The sequence below is a fragment of the Streptomyces sp. NPDC005899 genome (assembly GCF_040629645.1).
Classification (GTDB): Bacteria; Actinomycetota; Actinomycetes; order Streptomycetales; family Streptomycetaceae; genus Streptomyces.
The window spans coordinates 1-17,377 of record NZ_JBEXWB010000036.1; the positions used below are offsets into that span (position 1 = coordinate 1).

Sequence of the window (17,377 nt, forward strand, 5' to 3'; positions counted from 1 at the left end):
GTGGCGGGTGAGTCGGCCGAGCTGCGCGAGGCCCGCAAGCGCATCCGGCTCCTGGAGCAGGAGAACGGGGTGCCGCGCAGGGCTGCGGCGTGTCTGTCGCGGCCCAACCTGCCGTCGAAGCGACGTACCCGCTCGTCCGCGAGCCGGCCGCCGCCCCTGCCCCTCACCGTGTGGTGTGGCTGTCCGCCCGAACGGGGGCGTCGGTGTGCTTCCTGACATCGGCGAAGGTGACACCGGGGGCCGTCTCGACGAGGGCGAGGCCGCGAGCGGTCACGTCCAGCACACAGAGATCGGTGATGACGCGGTGCACGCAATGCCGGCCGGTGAGGGGGAGCGTGCACTCCTGGAGGATCTTGGGGCTGCCGTCCTTGGCGGTGTGCTCCATGAGGACGATGACGCGGCGGGCGCCGTGGACCAGGTCCATCGCCCCGCCCATGCCCTTGACCATCTTGCCGGGGATCATCCAGTTGGCGAGGTCGCCCCCGGCCGAGACCTGCATGGCGCCGAGAACGGCGGTGTCGATGTGCCCGCCGCGGATCATGCCGAAGGAGAGCGCGGAGTCGAAGAAGGAGGCCCCGGGCAGGACGGTGACGGTCTCCTTACCGGCGTTGATGAGATCCGGGTCGACCTCGTCCTCGGTGGGGTAGGGGCCGGTGCCGAGGATGCCGTTCTCCGAGTGGAGCACGACGTGGACTCCGGGCGGGAGGTGGCCGGGTATGAGGGTGGGCAGGCCGATGCCCAGGTTGACGTAGGAGCCGTCAGCGAGTTCTTCGGCCGCGCGGGAGGCCATCTGTTCACGGGTCCAGGGCATCAGATGCTCACCGTCCTCTTCTCGACAGGTTTGTCAGCGGCTTGTCCAGGGGTGAGTTCCACGATTCTCCGTACGTAGACGCCGGGCAGGTGCACATCGTCGGGTGCCAGCTCGCCCGGTTCGACGAGTTCCTCGACTTCCGCGATGGCGACGCGGCCGGCCATGGCCGCGAGCGGGTTGAAGTTGGCGGCGGCTCGGCGGAAGACGAGGTTGCCGTGCCGGTCGCCGCGCCAGGCCCGTACGAGGGCGAAGTCGGTGGTGATGCCGTGCTCCAGGAGGTACGGCCGCCCCGAGAAGTTCCTGGTCTCCTTGGGCGGTGAGGCGACGGCGACCGATCCGTCGGGTGCGTAACGCCAGGGAAGGCCACCCTCCGCCACCTGGGTGCCGACGCCGGCTGGAGTGTAGAAGGCGGGGATGCCCGCGCCGCCGGCCCGCAGGCGTTCGGCGAGCGTGCCCTGCGGGGTCAGCTCCACCTCGAGTTCTCCGCTGAGGTACTGCCGGGCGAACTCCTTGTTCTCGCCCACGTAGGAGCCGGTGACCCGGGCGATGCGCCCCGCGGCGAGCAGGATGCCCAGGCCGCGGCCGTCCACGCCACAGTTGTTGGAGACGACCTCCAGCCCGGCTGCCCCCTGTTCGTGCAGGGCGTCGATGAGGGCGTCAGGAACTCCGGAGAGCCCGAAACCGCCGACGGCGAGTGAGGCGCCGTCGGGGATGTCGGCGACCGCCTCGGCGGCACTGCCGCTGACCTTGTTCACGTGCGTGGTTCCTCTCGGGTGATGGCGACGGACAGGACCGTGGTCCAGCCACCGTCGACGACGAGGCCGGCGCCCGGCTGCGAAGCACAGGACGCTGCCCGGCCTCGGGCGGGGCCGGAGACCGGAGCCACCCGGCCTTCCAGCCGGTTCACCCGGCGGCCTCGGGGCGCAGGGCGTCGGAGACGGACTTGACGCCGCCGTGTGCGGTCAGGCCGCCGTCGACGGGGATGTCGGCTCCGGTGATGAACGACGACCGGTCGGACATCAGGAAGACCACCAGCGGCGCCACTTCGTCGACGCTTCCGGTACGCCCCAGCGGGGTCTCGCGGATGTTGGTCTCGCGGAAAGCCGGGGCGGCGGAGGCGGTCATCCCGGTCTCGATGTAACCGGGATGGACGGTGTTGACACGGATACCGCGCGGGCCGAGCTCCAGCGCAGCCGTCTTCGACAGTCCCCGCAGCGCCCACTTACTGGTCGTGTACGCGACCGGGTAATGGGCGGTGAGGGCTGCGGAGGAGCCGACGTTCACGATCGAGGAGCCCGGGGGCATCAGGGGCGTGAGGTGCTGGATGCCCAGGAGAGGGCCGGTGACGTTGACCGCGTGGACGCGCGCCATGTCCTCGGGGCGCACGTCGCCGACGCGGGCGCGCCAGGTGATGCCGGCGTTGTTGACCAGGCCGTGCACCTGCCCGTATGTCTCCCGGAGTTCGGCGGCGAGTGCGGCCCAGTCCTGCTCGCTGGTGACGTCCAGCCTGCGGCAGCCGTCCCCGGGTTCGACGTCCGTGGCGATGACGTGGGCGCCTTCGTGGGCGAGAGCGGTGGCCTCGGCTGCGCCCTGACCACGGGCTGCGCCGGTGACGACGACCACCTTGCCGAGCAGTCTCATGGCGTGCGGGCCGGTCACGGCCGCTCCCGGTTGCGACGCCGGCCGGTCGGCAGGGGCAGGGGCTCAGCACCGGGAACGACGGTGCTGGTGAGCGTGCCGACGCCCTCGACGGTCAGACTGACGGCATCGCCCGGTCGCAAGGGAGGCGGGGTCCGCTCGCCGCGCAGGCCCCAGAGCTCGGCGAGGCAGCCGCCGTTGCCGCAAGTGCCGGAGCCGAGGACGTCGCCCGGGACCACCCGGGTGCCGCGCGAGGCGTAGGCGGTCATCTCCTCGAAGGTCCAGCTCATGTTGGACAGGAGGTCCTCGCCGATGGTCTCCCCGTTGACCGCGGCGGTGAGAGTCAGCCGCAGGAAGCCTTCGGAGTCGCGGTAGGGCTCCAGCTCGTCCGCGGTGACCAGGTAAGGGCCGAGGGTGGTTGCGGTGTCCTTGCCCTTGCAGGGGCCGAGACCGACCTGCATCTCCGCCGACTGCAGGTCGCGTGCGGACCAGTCGTTGAAGACCGTGTAGCCGACGATGTGGTCGCGGGCCCGTTCCGGGGTGAGGTCACGGCCCTCGCGGCCGATGACGGCGGCGACCTCGAGTTCGAAGTCGAGAGCGGTGGAGCCGGGCGGCACCGGGACGTCGTCGTGGGGGCCGTAGACCGCGTGCGGGTTGGTGAAGTAGAAGGTCGGTGCCGCGTACCACTCCTCGGGCACCCCGGCGACGCCGTCGACCGCGCGGCGCACCCCTTCGACGTGCTCCTCGAAGGTCACGAAGTCGCGTACCGAGGCGGGCCGGAGCGGAGGCAGCAGCCGGACTTGGGAGACGTGCGGCCCGGCCGGCACGTCCAGGGCCGCCGCACCCGCGGCGAGCAGGCCGGGGAGCCCGTCGGTCTCCGTGAGCAGCGTGGTGAGCGACGTGACGCCGGGCAGGGGGTAGAGCGTGCCGTCCTCTTCCACGACGGCCACCCGGGGGCGGTGCTGATGTTCGTAAGTGGCGAAACGCATGGTGCGGCTCCAGGAGGGGCGGGGAAAGGCTGCTGCGGCAGTGTGCTCGACACGGCCGCAGCAGCCCCGGCGGAGAGGAGTGGTCCGGCTCAGACGGGCGGGGCGATGAAGACGCCCCGGTCGGGGTCGTTGAAGGACTCCTTGGCGACGAGTTCGTTCATCGCGTTGGCGGTGCCCCACTGGTCGGTGACCTCGGGCCGGGAGAAGTCGTAGACGTGCGGGTGCCAGGTGTCCTCGTCGAGGTTCTCCAGCTCGGTGGTGTACTCGACGGTGTTGCCGTGCGGGTCGAGGAAGTACGTGAAGGTGTTGTCGCCCGCCATGTGCCGTCCGGGCCCCCAGATCTTGCGGAAACCGGCCCGCATGACACGGCCGGAGCCGCGCATGTACTCGTCGATGCCCCGCATCTCGAAGGAGACGTGGTGCAGGGCGGTGTGCGGGCCCTGGGCGATGGCCATGGAGTGGTGCTGGTTGCTGATCCGCATGAAGTGCATGACCTCGCCCATGTGCGGCGAGGAGAGCGTGTCGGAGAGGGCGAAGCCGAGGTGGCGCTCGTACCACTGGCGTGTGCGGTTGAGGTCGGGGGAGTTGAGGACGACGTGGGAGAGCTTGACCGGGATGGCCTCCTTCTCCTCGATCTTCCGGTGCCGCCGTACCTCGACGTCGGCCGAGACCTCGATGGTGCGGCCGTCGACGTCGAAGAAGCGGAAGCCGTATCCGCCGCCCGGGGTGTCCACGGCTCCGGGCCGCGAGATCAGCTGGACGCCGCCGGCCAGGAGCCGCTCGGCGAGGGTGTCCACGTCCGCCGGGTTCGCGGCGCCGTAGGAGACGAGGTCGAGCCGCTTCTCCGCGGCCTCGCGCAGGCGTACGACGTACTGCTCGGGGGAGCCCTCGGCGGCCAGGAACGAGATCCCGGAGTCCTCGGCGACCTTCGTGAGGCCCCACACCCCGGCGTAGAAGTCGAGCTGCTTGTCGTAGTCGGGCACGGCCAGGTCGACGTGCCGCAGGTGGGTGAGCAGGCGGGCGCTCATGGTGTTCCTCCGCAGATGAGAGTGGGGCCGAGCAGGGCGGCGGCGTTGTCACCGCGTACGGCGTCGAAGTCGGCCCGGGGCAGCCCCGCGGCGCGCAGGGCGCCGACCGGGTCCTCGGTGCCCATGTCGAAGGGGAAGTCGGAGCCGAGCAGCACACGGTCGGCCCCGGCCACCCGGACCAGCTCGCGCAGGACGTGCGGGTCGTGGACGAGTGAGTCGAAGTACAGCCGCTTGAGGTAGCTGCTCGGCGGGTGGGCGCATCCGGCGCCGGCGTCGGAGCGGGCGGCCCAGGCGTGGTCGGAGCGGCCGATGTGGGTGGGCAGGTAGCCGCCGCCGTGTGCGGCGATCAGCTTCAGGCCCGGGTGGCGGTCCAGTACGCCCGAGAAGATGAGGTGGGAGAGGGCGACGGCGTTCTCGGTGGGCTGGCCGACCGTGTTGGACAGGTACCACCGGTCCAGGCGCTCGTCCAGCGTGCAGCCGAAGGGGTGCAGGAAGACGATCGCGCCCGTCTCCTGCGCCCGGGACCAGAACGGTTCGTACGCGGGATCGGACAGCTCCCTGCCCGGGGCGTGGCTGGAGATCTCCACCCCGGTCAGCCCTTGCTCCAGGGCGTGATCGAGGGCGCGCACCGCCTGGCCCGGATGCTGGAGGGGTACGAGTCCGAGTCCGCGCAGCCGGTCGGGGGCGGCCGAACAGTGCGTGGCGGTCCCCTCGTTGGCGGCCCGGCACACCTTCTCGGCCGTCTCCTCGTCGGCCCAGTAGTGGTAGTGCGACGGGGAGGGACTGACCAGCTGGACGTCCACGCCCTGGGCGTCCATCGCGGCCAGACGTACAGCGGGGTCGGTGAGCCCCGGGATCCGCTCGCGCACCATGGGGCCGCTGACGGCGAGAGCGGCGGGGCCGTTGCGCCGGGCGTCCAGTTCCCTGGCCCCGGCGAGGCCTGGCCGGCCGGCGACGAGCGCCTCGATCTCCGGGAGCAGGACGTGGGCGTGCACGTCCACGGTGCGGGAGCGGCGCGCGGGAGCGCTCGACGAGGGGCGGTCGCCGGGCGACGGGCGGGCGGTCACGGCAGCTCCCGGAGCATCGTCATGGTGCGGCCCATCAGGCCGGGAACATCGGCGTCACGTACCCCGTCGAGCTGCCACTGCCCGATCTGTACGGACGCCTCCACCACGGGGCGTACGCGGGTGATCCGCCGCTCGTAGTACGCCTGGAACAGGGCGTCGTCCCAGGTGTCGGAGCCGGTCAGCATCTGCGTCAGCACCCAGGCGTCCTCCAGGGAGAGGGCGGCGCCCTGCGCGAGGGTGGGTGGGCAGCAGTGGGCGGCGTCGCCGACGAGGACGACCCGGCCGCGGTGCCACGAGCCCTCGACCAGCATGCGGTCGAACCAGGTGTAGTTGACCTGTGCGGGGTCGGTGATGTGCTCGGTGATCTCCGGCCAGTTGCCGCCGTAGGCGGAGGCCAGGCGGCGCATCTCGTCGGCGTACGACTCGGGCGGGATGGAGGCGCGGTCGCGGTTGGCCTCGACGACGTACGCGTAGAGCGTGCTGTCGCCGGTGGGGCAGTAGCCGGCGATGAAGGCCGGTCCGCCGTAGGCGAGGTCGGTCCGCTCGACGCCTGCCGGACGGGGGGCGGCCACGCGCCAGATGGCCATGCCGGTCGGCTCGGGCTTCGCGGTGATACCGATGGCGGCCCGGGTCGTGGAGCCGAGGCCGTCGGCGGCGACCACCAGGTCGTAGCGGTCCTCGGAGCCGTCGCTGAAGCGGACGGAGACGCCGTCGGCGTCCTGGTCCACGATCTCCGCCGTGGCCCCCAGCCGGACGTAGGCGCCGCCGGCGCGCACGGCCTCGATCAGGATGTGCTGGAGCTGCGGCCGCTGCATGCCGACGGTGGCGGGGAGGTCGTCGCCACCGCTGCGGATGTCCTCCTGCGCGTGCAGGACGGTCCCGTCGGGGGCGGTGATGCCGACCGACCCGAAGCCGAAGCCGGACGCCTCGACCTGCTCCCACACGCCCAGCTCGCGCAGCACGCGCAGGGCGTTGCCCTGGAGGGTGATGCCGGAGCCGGCGGTGGCGTTCCAGTCGTCCTTGGCCTCGATCAGGTGCACGTCGACACCGGCTCGCCGGAGAAGGAGCGTCACGGCGTTTCCGGCAGCGCCGCCACCGATCACCAGGACCTTACGGGCTTCGTTCATAGGGGAACTCCTTTGTCCCTGCGGTTACTTGACGGCGATCGGGTTGATGGGGGAGCCGACCGCGCCGGTGATGGGCAGGGGCGCGGCGGTGAGCCAGAACGCGTACGCGCCGTCGGCCGCGCAGTCCTCGGCCAGGGCGTCCAGGTCCCACATCTCCCCGATGAGCAGGCCGATGTTGGGGATGGCGACCTGGTGCAGCGGCTGGAAGGCGACGTCGAACTCGTTCGGTCGCACCTCGAATCCCCAGGTGTCGGTGGCGATGGCGGCGATCTCGCTGCCGTGCAGCCAGCCGGCGGTGGTGAAGGAGAGGCCGGGGGCCGGGCCGCCCGCGTAGTCCCCCCAGCCGTCGCGGCGGGCGCGGGCGAGCTGTCCCGTACGCACCAGGACGATGTCGCCTCGGCCGACGCTCACGCCCTGGGCCTCGGCGGTGGCCGTCAGGTGTTCCGCGGTGATCGCGAAACCGTCGGGCAGTTCGCCGTCCTCACCGATCCGGCGGCCGACGTCCAGGAGCACACCGCGTCCGGCGACGTGCGGGGCCATGTGCTCGATGCCGGTGACGAGGTCGCCTTCGGAGGTGACGGTCCGTGCCGCGTCCCGGCCGTTCCACGTCTTGCCGTGGTCGAAGATGTGGCCGAGCCCGTCCCATTGGGTCGAGCACTGCAACGGCATCGCGATGACGTCGTCGGCGCCGCCGAGGCCGTGCGGGAAGCCCTGCAGGCCGAGTGCCGCGTCGGTGCCGGTGTCCAGCATGGTGTGCACCGGATTGGTGCGGCGGCGCCAGCCCTTCTGGGGGCCGTTCATGTCGAAGCTCTGGGCCAGGGAGAAGCTGGCGCCCCGGCGGACGAGTGCGGCCGCCTCCCGCCGCCTCGCCTCGTCCAGGAAGTTGAGGGTGCCGAGCACGTCGTCCTCACCCCAGCGTCCCCAGTTGGAGTACGCCTGGGCGGCCTCGGCGATCGAGCCCTCGGGGTCGGTGCGGTCCAGGCTCATGACTCCTCCGCGACACAGCGGGTGCGCTGTGCGCCGAGTCCGGTGATGGAGCCGTCCATGACGTCACCGTCGCGCAGCAACCGTCCCCAGTGCATGCCGTTGCCTGCCGGGGAGCCGGTGAGTACCAGGTCGCCGGGCAGCAGCCGGGCGGTCTGCGAGGCGTAGGACACCATCCGTGCGACGTCGAAGATCATGTCCTCGGTGGACTCGTCCTGCATGGTCTCGCCGTTCAGCTTCAGCACCAGGCGCAGGTCGCCGGTGTCCGCGACCGACTCGGCCGGCACGATCCACGGGCCGAGCGGGGTGAAACCGGGCGCGTTCTTGCTGCGCAGCCAGTCCGTGCCGATCTGCGGCATGTCCCGTCGGAAGACGGTCGCCCGGTCGGTCAGGTCGTTCGCGATCGTGTAACCGGCGACGTGCCCGAGGGCCTCCTGCACCGACACCTGGTGGGCCGGACGGCCGATGACGGCCGCCAGCTCCAGTTCCCAGTCGGGCTTCTCGGCCCATGCGGGGAGTACGACGTCGTCGTACGGTCCGGTGATCGCGCTCGGCAGGCCGATGAAGACGTACGGCAGGTCCTCGGTGGCCCGGCGGTCCATGATCTCCGCCGCCTCCGCGCGCCTCTCCTCCTCCGAGCGGTCGTCGCCCGGCGCCCGGTGCGCGACATGCAGGTCGATCACGTGCTGCCGGTAGTTCGCGCCGGACTGGAACACCTGCCGCGGTTCGACAGGAGCGTGCACCCGGAAGTCCGCCAGCGGCCTGCGCTCCGACGTGCTGTCGCCGGCCAGCGCCGTGAGCCGCTCCTCGGCAGTGTCCCAGGTCTCCAGGAGATCGCGGATGGACAGGGAACCGTCGCCGAAGGCAGCACGCAGGTCGACCACCTGGGCGTCCGCCGTGACCAGCGCGGGGAAGGCAGGGCCGTCCGGCGCCGAGAGCGTGGCCAGAGCGAACGGTCCGGCGAAGAGCGCGGACGCGGATGCAGATTTCACGAACATGTCCTCCTGGTTGCGGTGTGACTAATCTGGACCCAGCACCCGGGATCACGGAAATCGATTCGATGGATAGCTGTCATCCATCACGTTTATTCCTGCCTGGTCGGCGCCTTACCGCAAGGAGAAATCTCGTGAATCTGGCCCGTCTCGACCTGAACCTCGTCGTCGCTCTGCGTGCCCTGCTGGAGGAGCGCAACGTCACGCGTGCGGGGGAGCGGGTGGGGCTCAGTCAGCCGGCGATGAGCGCTTCCCTGGCCCGGTTGCGCCGGCACTTCGGCGACGATCTGCTCGCCCGTGTCGGCGGCCACTACGAGCTCACCGCCCTCGGCCAGGTTCTCCTGCTCCGCACGTCCACCGCCTACGAGGTGGTGGAACGCCTCTTCGCCAGTCAGGCCGACTTCGATCCGGGCAGCGAGGAGCGTGAGTTCAAACTGGTGGCGTCCGACTACGCGGTCGCCGTCTTCGGCGCCGAGCTCGCCCGGGTCGTCCACGAGGAGGCCCCCGGCATCCGGCTGCGCTTCGTCCAGACCCCGCCCACCGTGGTCGACGACACGGCGACTCTGCTGAGCACCACCGACGGGCTGCTCATGCCGCACGGCGTCATCAGTGACTTTCCCGCCACCGACCTCTACCAGGACAGCTGGGTCTTCCTCGTCGCGGACGACCACCCGAGCGTCGAGGACCGGCTGACCCTCAACGATCTGGGGCGGCTGCCGTGGGTCACCTACCAGCGGACCTACGACGCCCCCGCGGTGCGCCAGCTCGGCATGCTCGGCATCGAGCCGCGCGTGGAGGTCTCCGTCGACAGCTTCCAACTGCTGCCGCTGCTGGTGGCGGGCACACGGCGCATCGCCCTGATCCAGGAACGGCTCGCCCGGCTCCTCGCGCCGCTCGCCGCCGTGCGGACCGTGGAGCCCCCCTACGAAGCGGTCCCACTCCGGGAGGCGATGTGGTGGCACCCGGTCCACACCCACGACGCGGCCCACATCTGGCTGCGTGAGACGACTGCCCGCGTGGGCAGGCGCATGGCTGACGTGTCCGAGGCGCCGACCGCAGACCGATGAGCGTGCGCCCCCGCGGTCGCCGGTGAGACCCGGCCGGGAGACATCGCGCCATCCACGGCTTGGATCGCCGCCATCCGAAACTCCGATCGTATGGAGGGTGGGCAGTGCGGCACGCGGACCGCATAGTCATGGCACAGCACGCGCCCATGCGCCGCGATCTCCGGCAGCCGGACTCGCCCGCTCCATGGCGCGACCTTCCCGCCTCGCATCCTGGAGTGCCGCCATGCCGGTTTCTGCTGACCCGCCTGTCAGTGAGCGCGTTGAACACCCGGCTGTGGCGGGCAGGCTGCCGGCCGCTCTGCTGATGGCCGGCAGTTGTCTGCCCATCCTCGGCGCTGTGCTGCTTGCTCCGGTCCTGCCTCGCATGCAGGAGCACTTCGAGGGTGTGCCGGGTAACGCGGCGTTGGTCCCCCTGGTGTTGACGGTCCCCGCGCTGTCACTGGCTCTCCTGGCCCCGTACGCGGGTGTCATCGTCGATCGGCTCGGCCGTAAGCGCCTGTTGGTCGTGGCGACCCTCGGGTACACGTTGTTCGGAACGGTGCCGCTGTGGCTGGACTCCCTGCCCGGCATCGTGGTCAGCCGCGTGCTGCTGGGGATCGCTGAGGCCGCCGTCATGACCTGTTGCACCACCCTGATCGGTGACTACTACACCGGCAGGATCCGGGACCGCTACCTCGCCCTGCAGACCATGTGCGCGTCGGCGTCCGCCACCGTCTTCTTCGTATGCGGAGGTGCTCTCGGGGCGATCAGCTGGCGTGCACCCTTCTGGCTGTACGCGGTGGGTCTGCTGCTGGCCCCCGCCATGGCCCGGGTGCTTCCGGCACCTGCGCCCGGTGCCGAGCGTGTTGCGAAGCAGGAACCCGTCGAGGCCGAGCGCTGGCCCTTTCCGGTGCGCCGGATGGCCGGCCTGTGCCTGCTGACGGTGTTCGGTGCGGTGGTCTTCTACGCCGTCCCTGTGGAGATGTCCTACCTCCTCGACGACTTGGGTGTGGCTTCCACCGGCGTCATCGGAGCGGTAACGGCGATCGCCAGCGCCGCCACCGTTGTCGGTTCGATCGTCTTCACCCGGCTCGCCGACCGGCCGCTACGTCGACTGCCGGCACTCTTCTCGTTGTGTGCCGCCGGCTTCCTCGTCATGGGAACCGCCGAGAGTCTCCCCGTGTTGATCACGGGCGCCGTGCTGAACTGCGTCGGGACGGGGCTGCTCCTTCCCTCGCTGTTGACTCTGGCGATGTCCCGGCTCGACTTCGCCGACCGAGGGCGCGGTACCGGACTGTGGACGGCGGCGTTCTTCCTCGGCGAGTTCGTCTGTCCGCTGGTCCTCCTGGGAGGCAAGGGGGTTCTGGGCGACCTGGCATCAGCTGTCGGGCTACTGGGACTGGTCACCCTGCTGGTCTCGGCCGCACTGCTGCCCTTCACGCGCCGTACAACGCGGCGAGAGCTGCGGCAGCATGCTCCTGAACAGCCCTGACCGATCCGGGTCACCGTGCCGGTGCGGCCGGGGTCGGCCGGCGCACGACCAGTTCTGGCTGCAGTACGACGTGGGTGTGTTCGTGGCCGGCGCCGCGGGTCGTCTCCTCGACGAGCAGACGGCCGGCCTGCCGACCCATCGCCACGGCAGGGCGTCGCACCGAGGTGAGCGGCACGACGGCGGACGCGGGGCACTTCGACCACCTGGTGCTGCCGTCGTCGCAGTCCTCGGAGACCGCGTCAACGGGTGAGCGCGTGGGTGTACGCCTCGTCGAGCAGTGCCCGCAGGGCCGACGTGGTCGGTGCGACGGCCGTGGCGAGCAGCGCGGGGGCGTCCGCCAGCGGTGCGAGCACCGCGCATCCGTCCCTGCTCCCTTCCCCGAGCAGTACGGGATCCCGCCCGCGACCGAGGCGCGGGTCCACGACGAGCAGCTGGCCGACGGCACGGTGTCCGTCCATGACGGCCGGGCCGTCCCACCCGGGCTCCGGGGCCCCGTATGCCGTGCGCTGGTCGAGCAGCGGGCGCCCGGCACGGCGGACCAGGACGCGGCTGACGAGGTGGCCCGGCTCCTCGTCGGCCCGGCCGAGGAGTTGCTCCTCCCGCAGGGTCAGCCGCGAGGTGGCGGCGAGCTCGACGGTGTACGTCTGGTGCAGGTTGCTGCCGGCGGCGCTGATCAGCGGCTGTGGCAGCCAGCGCAGGCCGGCGTGCTCGCCCACGGTGAGCCGTACGTCGTAGGTGGCCGCCGCGGTCGTGGGGCCGCGCAGGGCGAGTGTGGCGGCGGCCGTGGTGACCTCCAGTTCCGCCCGGTCCTCCGCGGTGATGTCGAGGGCGAGCCGGTCGCCGCCCAGGGGAGCGCTCATCGCGCCGATGATGCCCACCCTGGCGGCGCTGCCGGCGGTGCGCAGGCGCCGCAGGTGGAAGGGGCCGTCGCTGAGCAGTTGCGGGAGGGTGGTGACGCGCCCGTTGTGCGCGGCGCGGATCCGGGCCGTGGCACGCACACCGTCCGGGTGCCCGGCGGGCTGCTGGACCGCGGGGTCCTGGGTGCCTGGTGAGGAGGCACCGGCTGAGCGGGAGCCGGGGGCGGAGGGGGCGCGGACGGCGGCCGGTGGGGAGGAAAAGCTCATGCGGTCGCCCCGGCGCGCCACCGGGTGAGGTGGCCGGTGACCCACTCGGCGACCTCGCGGACCCCGTCGTCGGAGGTGAGGCTGGTGAAGACGACGGGCAGGTCGCCGCGCTGCCTCTTCGCGTCGCGCGCCATGGTGTCCAGGTCGGCGCCGACGTGTGGGGCGAGGTCGGTCTTGTTGATGACGAGGAGGTCGGCGGTGGTGATCCCGGGACCGCCCTTGCGGGGGATGTCGTCACCACTGGCCACGTCGATGACGAAGATCTGCACGTCGACGAGGCCCTTGGAGAAGGTGGCGGTCAGATTGTCGCCACCGGACTCGATGAGGACCAGGTCGAGGGGGTGAAGGGTCGCTTCGAGGTGCTCGACGGCCTCCAGGTTGGCCGAGATGTCGTCGCGGATCGCGGTGTGCGGGCAGGCGCCGGTCTCGACGGCGGTGATGCGCTCGGGTGGCAGGACGGCCTCGCGCCGCAGGTACTCGGCGTCCTCGCGGGTGTAGATGTCGTTGGTGACGACAGCGATGGGCCAGCGGTCGCGCAGGGCGCGGCAGAGGGCGGCGACGGTCGCGGTCTTGCCCGAACCGACCGGGCCGCCCAGGCCGACGCGCAGGGCGCGGGCGCTTCCGTCGGCGCGCAGCGGTTCGGCGCTGTGGGTGTAGCGCTGCGGCATGGTCACGGGGTGGTCGAGGTGCACGGAGTACTCCAGGTGGGAGGGGAGGTGTCATGAGGCGAAGAGCCGGACGGTCCACGCGGCGTGCTGTTCACCGGTGATGTCCAGCAGCGGCGAGGACGCCGACGGCAGGGCGTCGACGCCCTCGGCCGGGACGCGGTCCGCGGCCTGGGCGGCAGCCGCCGCGACGGCGTCGGTGTCGGGGCCGAGGCGGGCCAGCAACCCCGAGGCGTCGAGCGGATCGAGGCTCAGAAGGCGCACCGCCGCGGTGGCCGGGCCACCGGCGTTCTCGTACGCGGCGGCATAGGCGGCGTCCAGCGGAGTCAGCCCCGCGGCGCGGGCGGCCAGGCCCAGGACGATGGGCTGGTGGGCGCCCCGCGGGCGGGCGGCAGCCAGGGCGTCGAGTGCGGGGGAGGGGAAGGTGGCACGGGCCGCGCGCATCATCTGCCGGCCGAGTCTGCGGGCGACGGCGCGCAGTGCGGGGACGGGGGTGCGCGCGTCGGCAGCCTCGTCCAGCAGGAGCGGGTCGACGCCGGCGGCGGCTGCGGCGGACAGTCCGGCCGCCGTCAGGCCGGCGGTGTGCAGACGTCCGAGGCAGAACGCCTCCAGGCTCCGGGTGTCGTGCACGGCTCCGTGGGCGACGGCGGCTTCGACACCGCCGGAGTGGGCGTGTCCGCCGGCGGGGAAGCGGCCGTCGGCCAGGAGGAGCAGGGCTGCGCGGCTCATGGGTGAGCGGCTGCCTTTCGCGGGGTCGGAGGGCGGGATGCGGTGGACCCGGGCGAGGACGTCGGGTCCGCCCGGGCCCGGCCGCGGCGGCGGAGCCGACGGCCGGGGGAGGCGGCCGGTCAGAAGAGGAAGTACCTCTGTGCCAGCGGGACTTCGGTGACGTAGGAGCGCGGCACGGTCGCGCCGTTGAGTTCGGTGCGGACGTCACTCGTCGTCGCCCCGCCGATGGTGACCTCGAAGCTGTTGTGGTCGACTTCGAGGCTGTCGGGCAACGCGTCGTTCAGCTTCATGTCGGCCTTCGTGACGTGCCGGGTGCTGGCGATCTCCACGAAGTCCTTACCGAGGCCGAGGCCCGGATCACTGCGGGTGCCGTCGCCGTTCAGCTTGCCGGCCACGCCCGGAGCCACGAAGTTCACCGAGTTGCGCCCGGGGGAGCGTCCGGTGGAGCCCCAGACGGGCCGGGGCAGGTAGGGCTGTGGCGTGGTGATCGACGCGTTGGCATCACCGACCTGCGCGTAGGCGAGCTGACCGCCCTTGAGCAGCATGTGCGGCCTGACGCCGAAGAACTTCGGCTCCCACAGCACCAGGTCGGCGAGCTTCCCGGTCTCCACTGAGCCGGTGTGGGCGTCGATGCCGTGCGTGATCGCCGGGTTGATCGTGTACTTCGCGACGTACCGGCGCGCGCGGAAGTTGTCGTTCGGCCGCTGCCGGCGCTCGTCGAGGCCGCGGGCCGTGTCGTCGGTGACCGTGCGGACCCCGGCGGCCAGGAGGTCCTCCTTCAGCGCTCCGTAGCGGCACTTCATGACGTGGGCGGTCTGCCAGGTCCGCATGATCATCTCGCCGATGCGACCCATCGCCTGGGCGTCGGAGGACATCATGGAGATGGCGCCCATGTCGTGCAGGAGGTCCTCCGCGGCCATGGTGGAGGGCCGGATCCGGGAGTCGGCGAAGGCCATGTCCGCCGGGATCTCCGGGTTGAGGTGGTGGCACACGATCATCATGTCGACGTGCTCCTTGACGGTGTTGACCGTCAGGGGGCGCGTCGGATTGGTCGAGGCCGGCAGGACGTTCGGGTCCTTCACCAGTTCGATCATGTCGGGGGCGTGGCCGCCGCCGGCGCCCTCGACGTGGAAGATGTGGACGGAGCGCGCCTTCCTCGCCGTGAACTTCCCGTCCGCACCCCTGGCGTCACCCGTGAAGGCGGCGCGTGTGCTCTCCAGGAAGCCCGACTCGTTCAGCGAGTCGGCGTGCAGCGCCAACTGGACGCCTCGTTGTTCGCAGATGTCCAGGGCCCGGTCGATCACGGCGGGGGTGGCGCCCCAGTCCTCGTGGACTTTGAAGCCGCAGACGCCGGCGTCCACCTGCGCGTTGAGCTCGTGTTCGTTCATCGTGCTGCCCTTGCCGAGCAGGCCGATGTTGACGGGGAACTCGTCCAGCGCCTCGAACAGGCGCCTGATGTGCCACGCCCCCGGTGTCACGGTGGTGGCCGTACTGCCCTCGGCCGGCCCCGTGCCGCCGCCGATCAGGGTGGTCACACCCGAGGCCAGCGCCTCGTGGATCTCCCCGGGGCAGATGAAGTGGACATGAGTGTCGACGCCGCCGGCGGTGAGGATCCGTCCGTTGCCGGAGATGACCTCGGTGCTCGGCCCCACCACGAAGCTCTCCGGCGTCAGCGGAACCGGCACGGTATTGCCGGCAGTCGTACGATCCGGCATCTCGAACCGGTCGCTCGGGATCGGGTGCATCGTCTCGGGGTTGTACGCCTTGCCGACGGCCGTGATCCTGCCGTCGCGGATGCCGACGTCGCCCTTGACCACCCCCCACCAGTCGAGGATCAACGCGCCCGTGACGACGGTGTCCACGGGCCTGTGGCCGGTGGCGGCGCCCTTGCTGTTCCGCCCGTCCCTCGCCAGGTGGGACATCCCCATCGACTCGCGGATCACCTTGCCGCCGCCGAAGATCATCTCGTTGCCGCTGTACGAGGGGCCGCCGCTCCAGTCGGCTTCGATCTCCAGCGTGAGGTCGGTGTCGGCGAGCCGGACCCTGTCCCGCGTGGTCGGCCCGTACAGGGCTGTGTACTCCGCCCGTGTCAGCTCGTTGGTCGGTTTCGGCCGGCTCTGCGCAGGCCTGAGCGCCTGGCCGCGTTCTCCTGTCTGCGGGTCGCTCATCGGACGATCCCCTCGCGCAGTCCCTGGATTCTGGTGAGGTCGCCCGTGTCGCCGCCGCCGGCCGTCACCTCGCCCTGGATCTGCACCAGTTCCACGCAGCACTCGTCGCCCGGTTCGAAACGCACGGACGTGCCCGCGGCGATGTTGAGCCGTCGGCCCCTCGCCGCGTCGCAGTTCCACAGACTGCGGTCCGACGGGACCGGCCGGCCGGCCGGGACCTCGATGCTGACGACCTTCAACCCCGGGTTGACCTCGGCGAAGTGATAGTGGGAGCCGACCTGGACGGGGCGGTCCGACTCGTTCCTCACCTTGATCCTCGTCCTGCCCGGGCCCGGGAGGTCGGTGGCATCCGTCTGCAGGCTGACACCTCGCGCGTCCCCGTCGAGGTGCACGTTGAAGGAGATCGCGTCGTACCGGGAGGCCGCGTCGTCGGCGTCCTCGCGGCTCACGGACGCATGGGCGCCGTCCTCGCAGTCGACGGGTGAGCCCGGTGTGCGGGGCGGCCGGGGGTGCTCGACCTTGCCCGGGTGGATCTCGGGTGGCTCCACGCCCTCCGGGAGGGGGTCGTGGATGGTGACCAGTTTGGTGCCGTCCGGAAAGGTCGCCTCCACCTGGATGTTCTTGATCATCTCCGGGACGCCGTCCATCACGTCGTCACGGGTGAGCACCCGCCGGCCCGAGTCCATGATGTCGCTGACCGTCCGGCCGCTGCGCGCCGCCTCGAAGACGTGCACGGTCAGCAGCGCCATCGTCTCGGGGTAGTTCAAGCGCAGGCCCTGGCCACGGCGCTTGCCGGCCACATCGGCCGCGACATGGATCAGCAGGCGTTCCTGCTCATGCGGAGTCAGATGCACGATGAGTCGTCTCTGTTGTGCGGATGGTGCGTGCTGCCGGGCCCGCCGAGGTCCGTCCACGTTCCCGGACGGCGGCGGGCGCGCACCCAAGCATCAGCGCGGAGCACCGGCCGGACAGCCGAACAGCTGGTGATCCACACCATCTGGTGAACTTGCGCGTACGCGGGCTCGCCGCTGGGCAAGGCGTCCGCGCGGCACGGCGACCCGACCGCCGGGACAGCCGGGGCGCCGAGGAAGCGGCTCGCGGCCGGCCCGTGGATCCGCGGCCGGTGACGGCGAAGCCCCGTGGTGTGGTGCGGGTCACAGGAACCCCCCTGCCCGGCCGGAGAGGGACGTGTGTGAGATGTGATGAACAGGAAGACCGCAAGCGCATGCGCGCACGCATCAGGGCGGGTGACCGAGACGCGTTCGCCGCGCTGTACGAGGAGTGCGCTCGGGCCGTCTACAACCACGCCTACCGGCTGACGGGCCATTGGCCGACGGCCGAGGAGGTCATGTCATGCCGCCGGCGAGAAGCCGCCGGCATCGACGGCTGCCGGGCAGCCGACGGCCCGGAAGCCGTCGGGGGCCTGATCCCGGCGCGGTGTTGCCGGGCGGCGGCTGCGCGCCCCGGCGCCGTTCGTGCTCCGCCCGGACGGCCGCTCGCGCAGTGAGCCACGATCC

The 17,377-nt window shown here is 71.5% G+C and carries 16 protein-coding genes and 3 pseudogenes; 3 read left to right on the forward strand and 16 right to left on the reverse strand.

From position 1 onward, the window contains the following. Nucleotides 1-163: 163 nt before the first annotated feature. The 9 genes from ABZ371_RS07425 to ABZ371_RS07465 all read right to left on the reverse strand — a co-directional run bounded on the left by ABZ371_RS07425 (nt 164) and on the right by ABZ371_RS07465 (nt 8,642). Nucleotides 164-811 carry a CoA transferase subunit B gene (locus tag ABZ371_RS07425; protein WP_358674840.1) on the reverse strand — a complete coding sequence of 216 codons (648 nt, stop codon included), beginning with the start codon at nt 809-811 and terminating at the stop codon, nt 164-166. Continuing rightward, nucleotides 811-1,566: a CoA transferase subunit A gene (locus tag ABZ371_RS07430; RefSeq protein ID WP_358674843.1), complete on the reverse strand. Its 756-nt coding sequence runs from the start codon at nt 1,564-1,566 to the stop codon at nt 811-813. Before ABZ371_RS07430 ends, ABZ371_RS07425 begins: the two co-directional genes overlap by 1 nt. A 148-nt stretch (nt 1,567-1,714) precedes the next feature. Next, the gene (locus ABZ371_RS07435) at nt 1,715-2,470 is read right to left on the reverse strand and encodes an SDR family oxidoreductase (RefSeq protein ID WP_358674846.1); all 756 of its coding nucleotides are present in this window, start codon (nt 2,468-2,470) and stop codon (nt 1,715-1,717) included. Next, on the reverse strand, nt 2,467-3,438 hold the full coding sequence (locus ABZ371_RS07440; RefSeq protein ID WP_358674849.1) for a fumarylacetoacetate hydrolase family protein: 972 nt from the start codon (nt 3,436-3,438) through the stop codon (nt 2,467-2,469). The genes ABZ371_RS07435 and ABZ371_RS07440 overlap by 4 nt, the downstream gene beginning before the upstream one ends. Before the next feature lie 89 nt (nt 3,439-3,527). Further along, complete coding sequence (locus ABZ371_RS07445) at nt 3,528-4,466, reverse strand: VOC family protein (RefSeq protein ID WP_358674852.1); 939 nt, start codon at nt 4,464-4,466, stop codon at nt 3,528-3,530. Further along, nucleotides 4,463-5,533, reverse strand: coding sequence for an amidohydrolase family protein (locus tag ABZ371_RS07450; RefSeq protein ID WP_358674855.1), 1,071 nt, complete (start codon nt 5,531-5,533; stop codon nt 4,463-4,465). The genes ABZ371_RS07445 and ABZ371_RS07450 overlap by 4 nt, the downstream gene beginning before the upstream one ends. Next, nucleotides 5,530-6,660 carry an FAD-dependent oxidoreductase gene (locus ABZ371_RS07455; RefSeq protein WP_358674858.1) on the reverse strand — a complete coding sequence of 377 codons (1,131 nt, stop codon included), beginning with the start codon at nt 6,658-6,660 and terminating at the stop codon, nt 5,530-5,532. The genes ABZ371_RS07450 and ABZ371_RS07455 overlap by 4 nt, the downstream gene beginning before the upstream one ends. A 24-nt stretch (nt 6,661-6,684) precedes the next feature. Next, entirely contained in the window at nt 6,685-7,647 is a 963-nt protein-coding gene (locus tag ABZ371_RS07460; protein ID WP_358674860.1) for a cyclase family protein, read from the reverse strand. Beyond that, nucleotides 7,644-8,642 (reverse strand): fumarylacetoacetate hydrolase family protein, encoded by a 999-nt coding sequence (locus ABZ371_RS07465; RefSeq protein WP_358674863.1) that lies wholly within the window; start codon nt 8,640-8,642, stop codon nt 7,644-7,646. The genes ABZ371_RS07460 and ABZ371_RS07465 overlap by 4 nt, the downstream gene beginning before the upstream one ends. A 128-nt stretch (nt 8,643-8,770) precedes the next feature. Between ABZ371_RS07465 and ABZ371_RS07470 the strand changes: the two genes are divergently transcribed. Both ABZ371_RS07470 and ABZ371_RS07475 read left to right on the forward strand, forming a co-directional pair. After that, a complete protein-coding gene (locus ABZ371_RS07470; RefSeq protein WP_358674866.1) occupies nt 8,771-9,703 on the forward strand; it encodes a LysR family transcriptional regulator in 933 nt (310 codons plus the stop codon). 304 nt (nt 9,704-10,007) lie between these two features. Continuing rightward, nucleotides 10,008-11,174: an MFS transporter gene (locus ABZ371_RS07475; protein WP_358674915.1), complete on the forward strand. Its 1,167-nt coding sequence runs from the start codon at nt 10,008-10,010 to the stop codon at nt 11,172-11,174. Nucleotides 11,175-11,184: 10 nt separating this feature from the next. Here the strand turns inward: ABZ371_RS07475 and ABZ371_RS07480 are convergent. From ABZ371_RS07480 to ABZ371_RS07510, 7 genes and pseudogenes are all read right to left on the reverse strand, one after another. Beyond that, nucleotides 11,185-11,361: pseudogene (locus tag ABZ371_RS07480) on the reverse strand (substrate-binding domain-containing protein); the annotation flags it as partial. A gap of 52 nt (nt 11,362-11,413) precedes the next feature. Beyond that, nucleotides 11,414-12,298 carry an urease accessory protein UreD gene (locus ABZ371_RS07485; RefSeq protein WP_358674869.1) on the reverse strand — a complete coding sequence of 295 codons (885 nt, stop codon included), beginning with the start codon at nt 12,296-12,298 and terminating at the stop codon, nt 11,414-11,416. Next, a complete protein-coding gene (ureG, locus tag ABZ371_RS07490; protein ID WP_358674872.1) occupies nt 12,295-12,990 on the reverse strand; it encodes an urease accessory protein UreG in 696 nt (231 codons plus the stop codon). The genes ABZ371_RS07485 and ureG overlap by 4 nt, the downstream gene beginning before the upstream one ends. A gap of 27 nt (nt 12,991-13,017) precedes the next feature. Next, on the reverse strand, nt 13,018-13,692 hold the full coding sequence (locus ABZ371_RS07495) for an urease accessory UreF family protein (protein WP_358674875.1): 675 nt from the start codon (nt 13,690-13,692) through the stop codon (nt 13,018-13,020). A 119-nt stretch (nt 13,693-13,811) separates the two neighbouring features. After that, on the reverse strand, nt 13,812-15,860 hold the full coding sequence (locus ABZ371_RS07500; RefSeq protein WP_358674878.1) for an urease subunit alpha: 2,049 nt from the start codon (nt 15,858-15,860) through the stop codon (nt 13,812-13,814). After that, on the reverse strand, nt 15,857-16,408 hold the full coding sequence (locus ABZ371_RS07505) for an urease subunit beta (protein ID WP_358674918.1): 552 nt from the start codon (nt 16,406-16,408) through the stop codon (nt 15,857-15,859). Before ABZ371_RS07505 ends, ABZ371_RS07500 begins: the two co-directional genes overlap by 4 nt. 9 nt (nt 16,409-16,417) lie before the next feature. Beyond that, nucleotides 16,418-16,714 (reverse strand): annotated as a pseudogene (locus ABZ371_RS07510) (urease subunit gamma); the annotation flags it as partial. A 371-nt stretch (nt 16,715-17,085) separates the two neighbouring features. Between ABZ371_RS07510 and ABZ371_RS07515 the strand changes: the two are divergent. Then, nucleotides 17,086-17,214: pseudogene (locus ABZ371_RS07515) on the forward strand (RNA polymerase sigma factor); the annotation flags it as partial. Nucleotides 17,215-17,377 lie beyond the last annotated feature (163 nt).

Bases quoted from the DNA above. Each gene is read 5' to 3' on its own strand.
- ABZ371_RS07425 (WP_358674840.1), bottom strand. From the start codon at position 811: ATGCCCTGGACCCGTGAACAGATGGCCTCCCGCGCGGCCGAAGAACTC.
- ABZ371_RS07440 (WP_358674849.1), bottom strand. From the start codon at position 3,438: ATGCGTTTCGCCACTTACGAACATCAGCACCGCCCCCGGGTGGCCGTC.
- ABZ371_RS07445 (WP_358674852.1), bottom strand. From the start codon at position 4,466: ATGAGCGCCCGCCTGCTCACCCACCTGCGGCACGTCGACCTGGCCGTG.
- ABZ371_RS07455 (WP_358674858.1), bottom strand. From the start codon at position 6,660: ATGAACGAAGCCCGTAAGGTCCTGGTGATCGGTGGCGGCGCTGCCGGA.
- ABZ371_RS07460 (WP_358674860.1), bottom strand. From the start codon at position 7,647: ATGAGCCTGGACCGCACCGACCCCGAGGGCTCGATCGCCGAGGCCGCC.
- ABZ371_RS07465 (WP_358674863.1), bottom strand. From the start codon at position 8,642: ATGTTCGTGAAATCTGCATCCGCGTCCGCGCTCTTCGCCGGACCGTTC.
- ABZ371_RS07475 (WP_358674915.1), top strand. From the start codon at position 10,008: ATGGCCGGCAGTTGTCTGCCCATCCTCGGCGCTGTGCTGCTTGCTCCG.
- ABZ371_RS07485 (WP_358674869.1), bottom strand. From the start codon at position 12,298: ATGAGCTTTTCCTCCCCACCGGCCGCCGTCCGCGCCCCCTCCGCCCCC.
- ABZ371_RS07495 (WP_358674875.1), bottom strand. From the start codon at position 13,692: ATGAGCCGCGCAGCCCTGCTCCTCCTGGCCGACGGCCGCTTCCCCGCC.
- ABZ371_RS07500 (WP_358674878.1), bottom strand. From the start codon at position 15,860: ATGAGCGACCCGCAGACAGGAGAACGCGGCCAGGCGCTCAGGCCTGCG.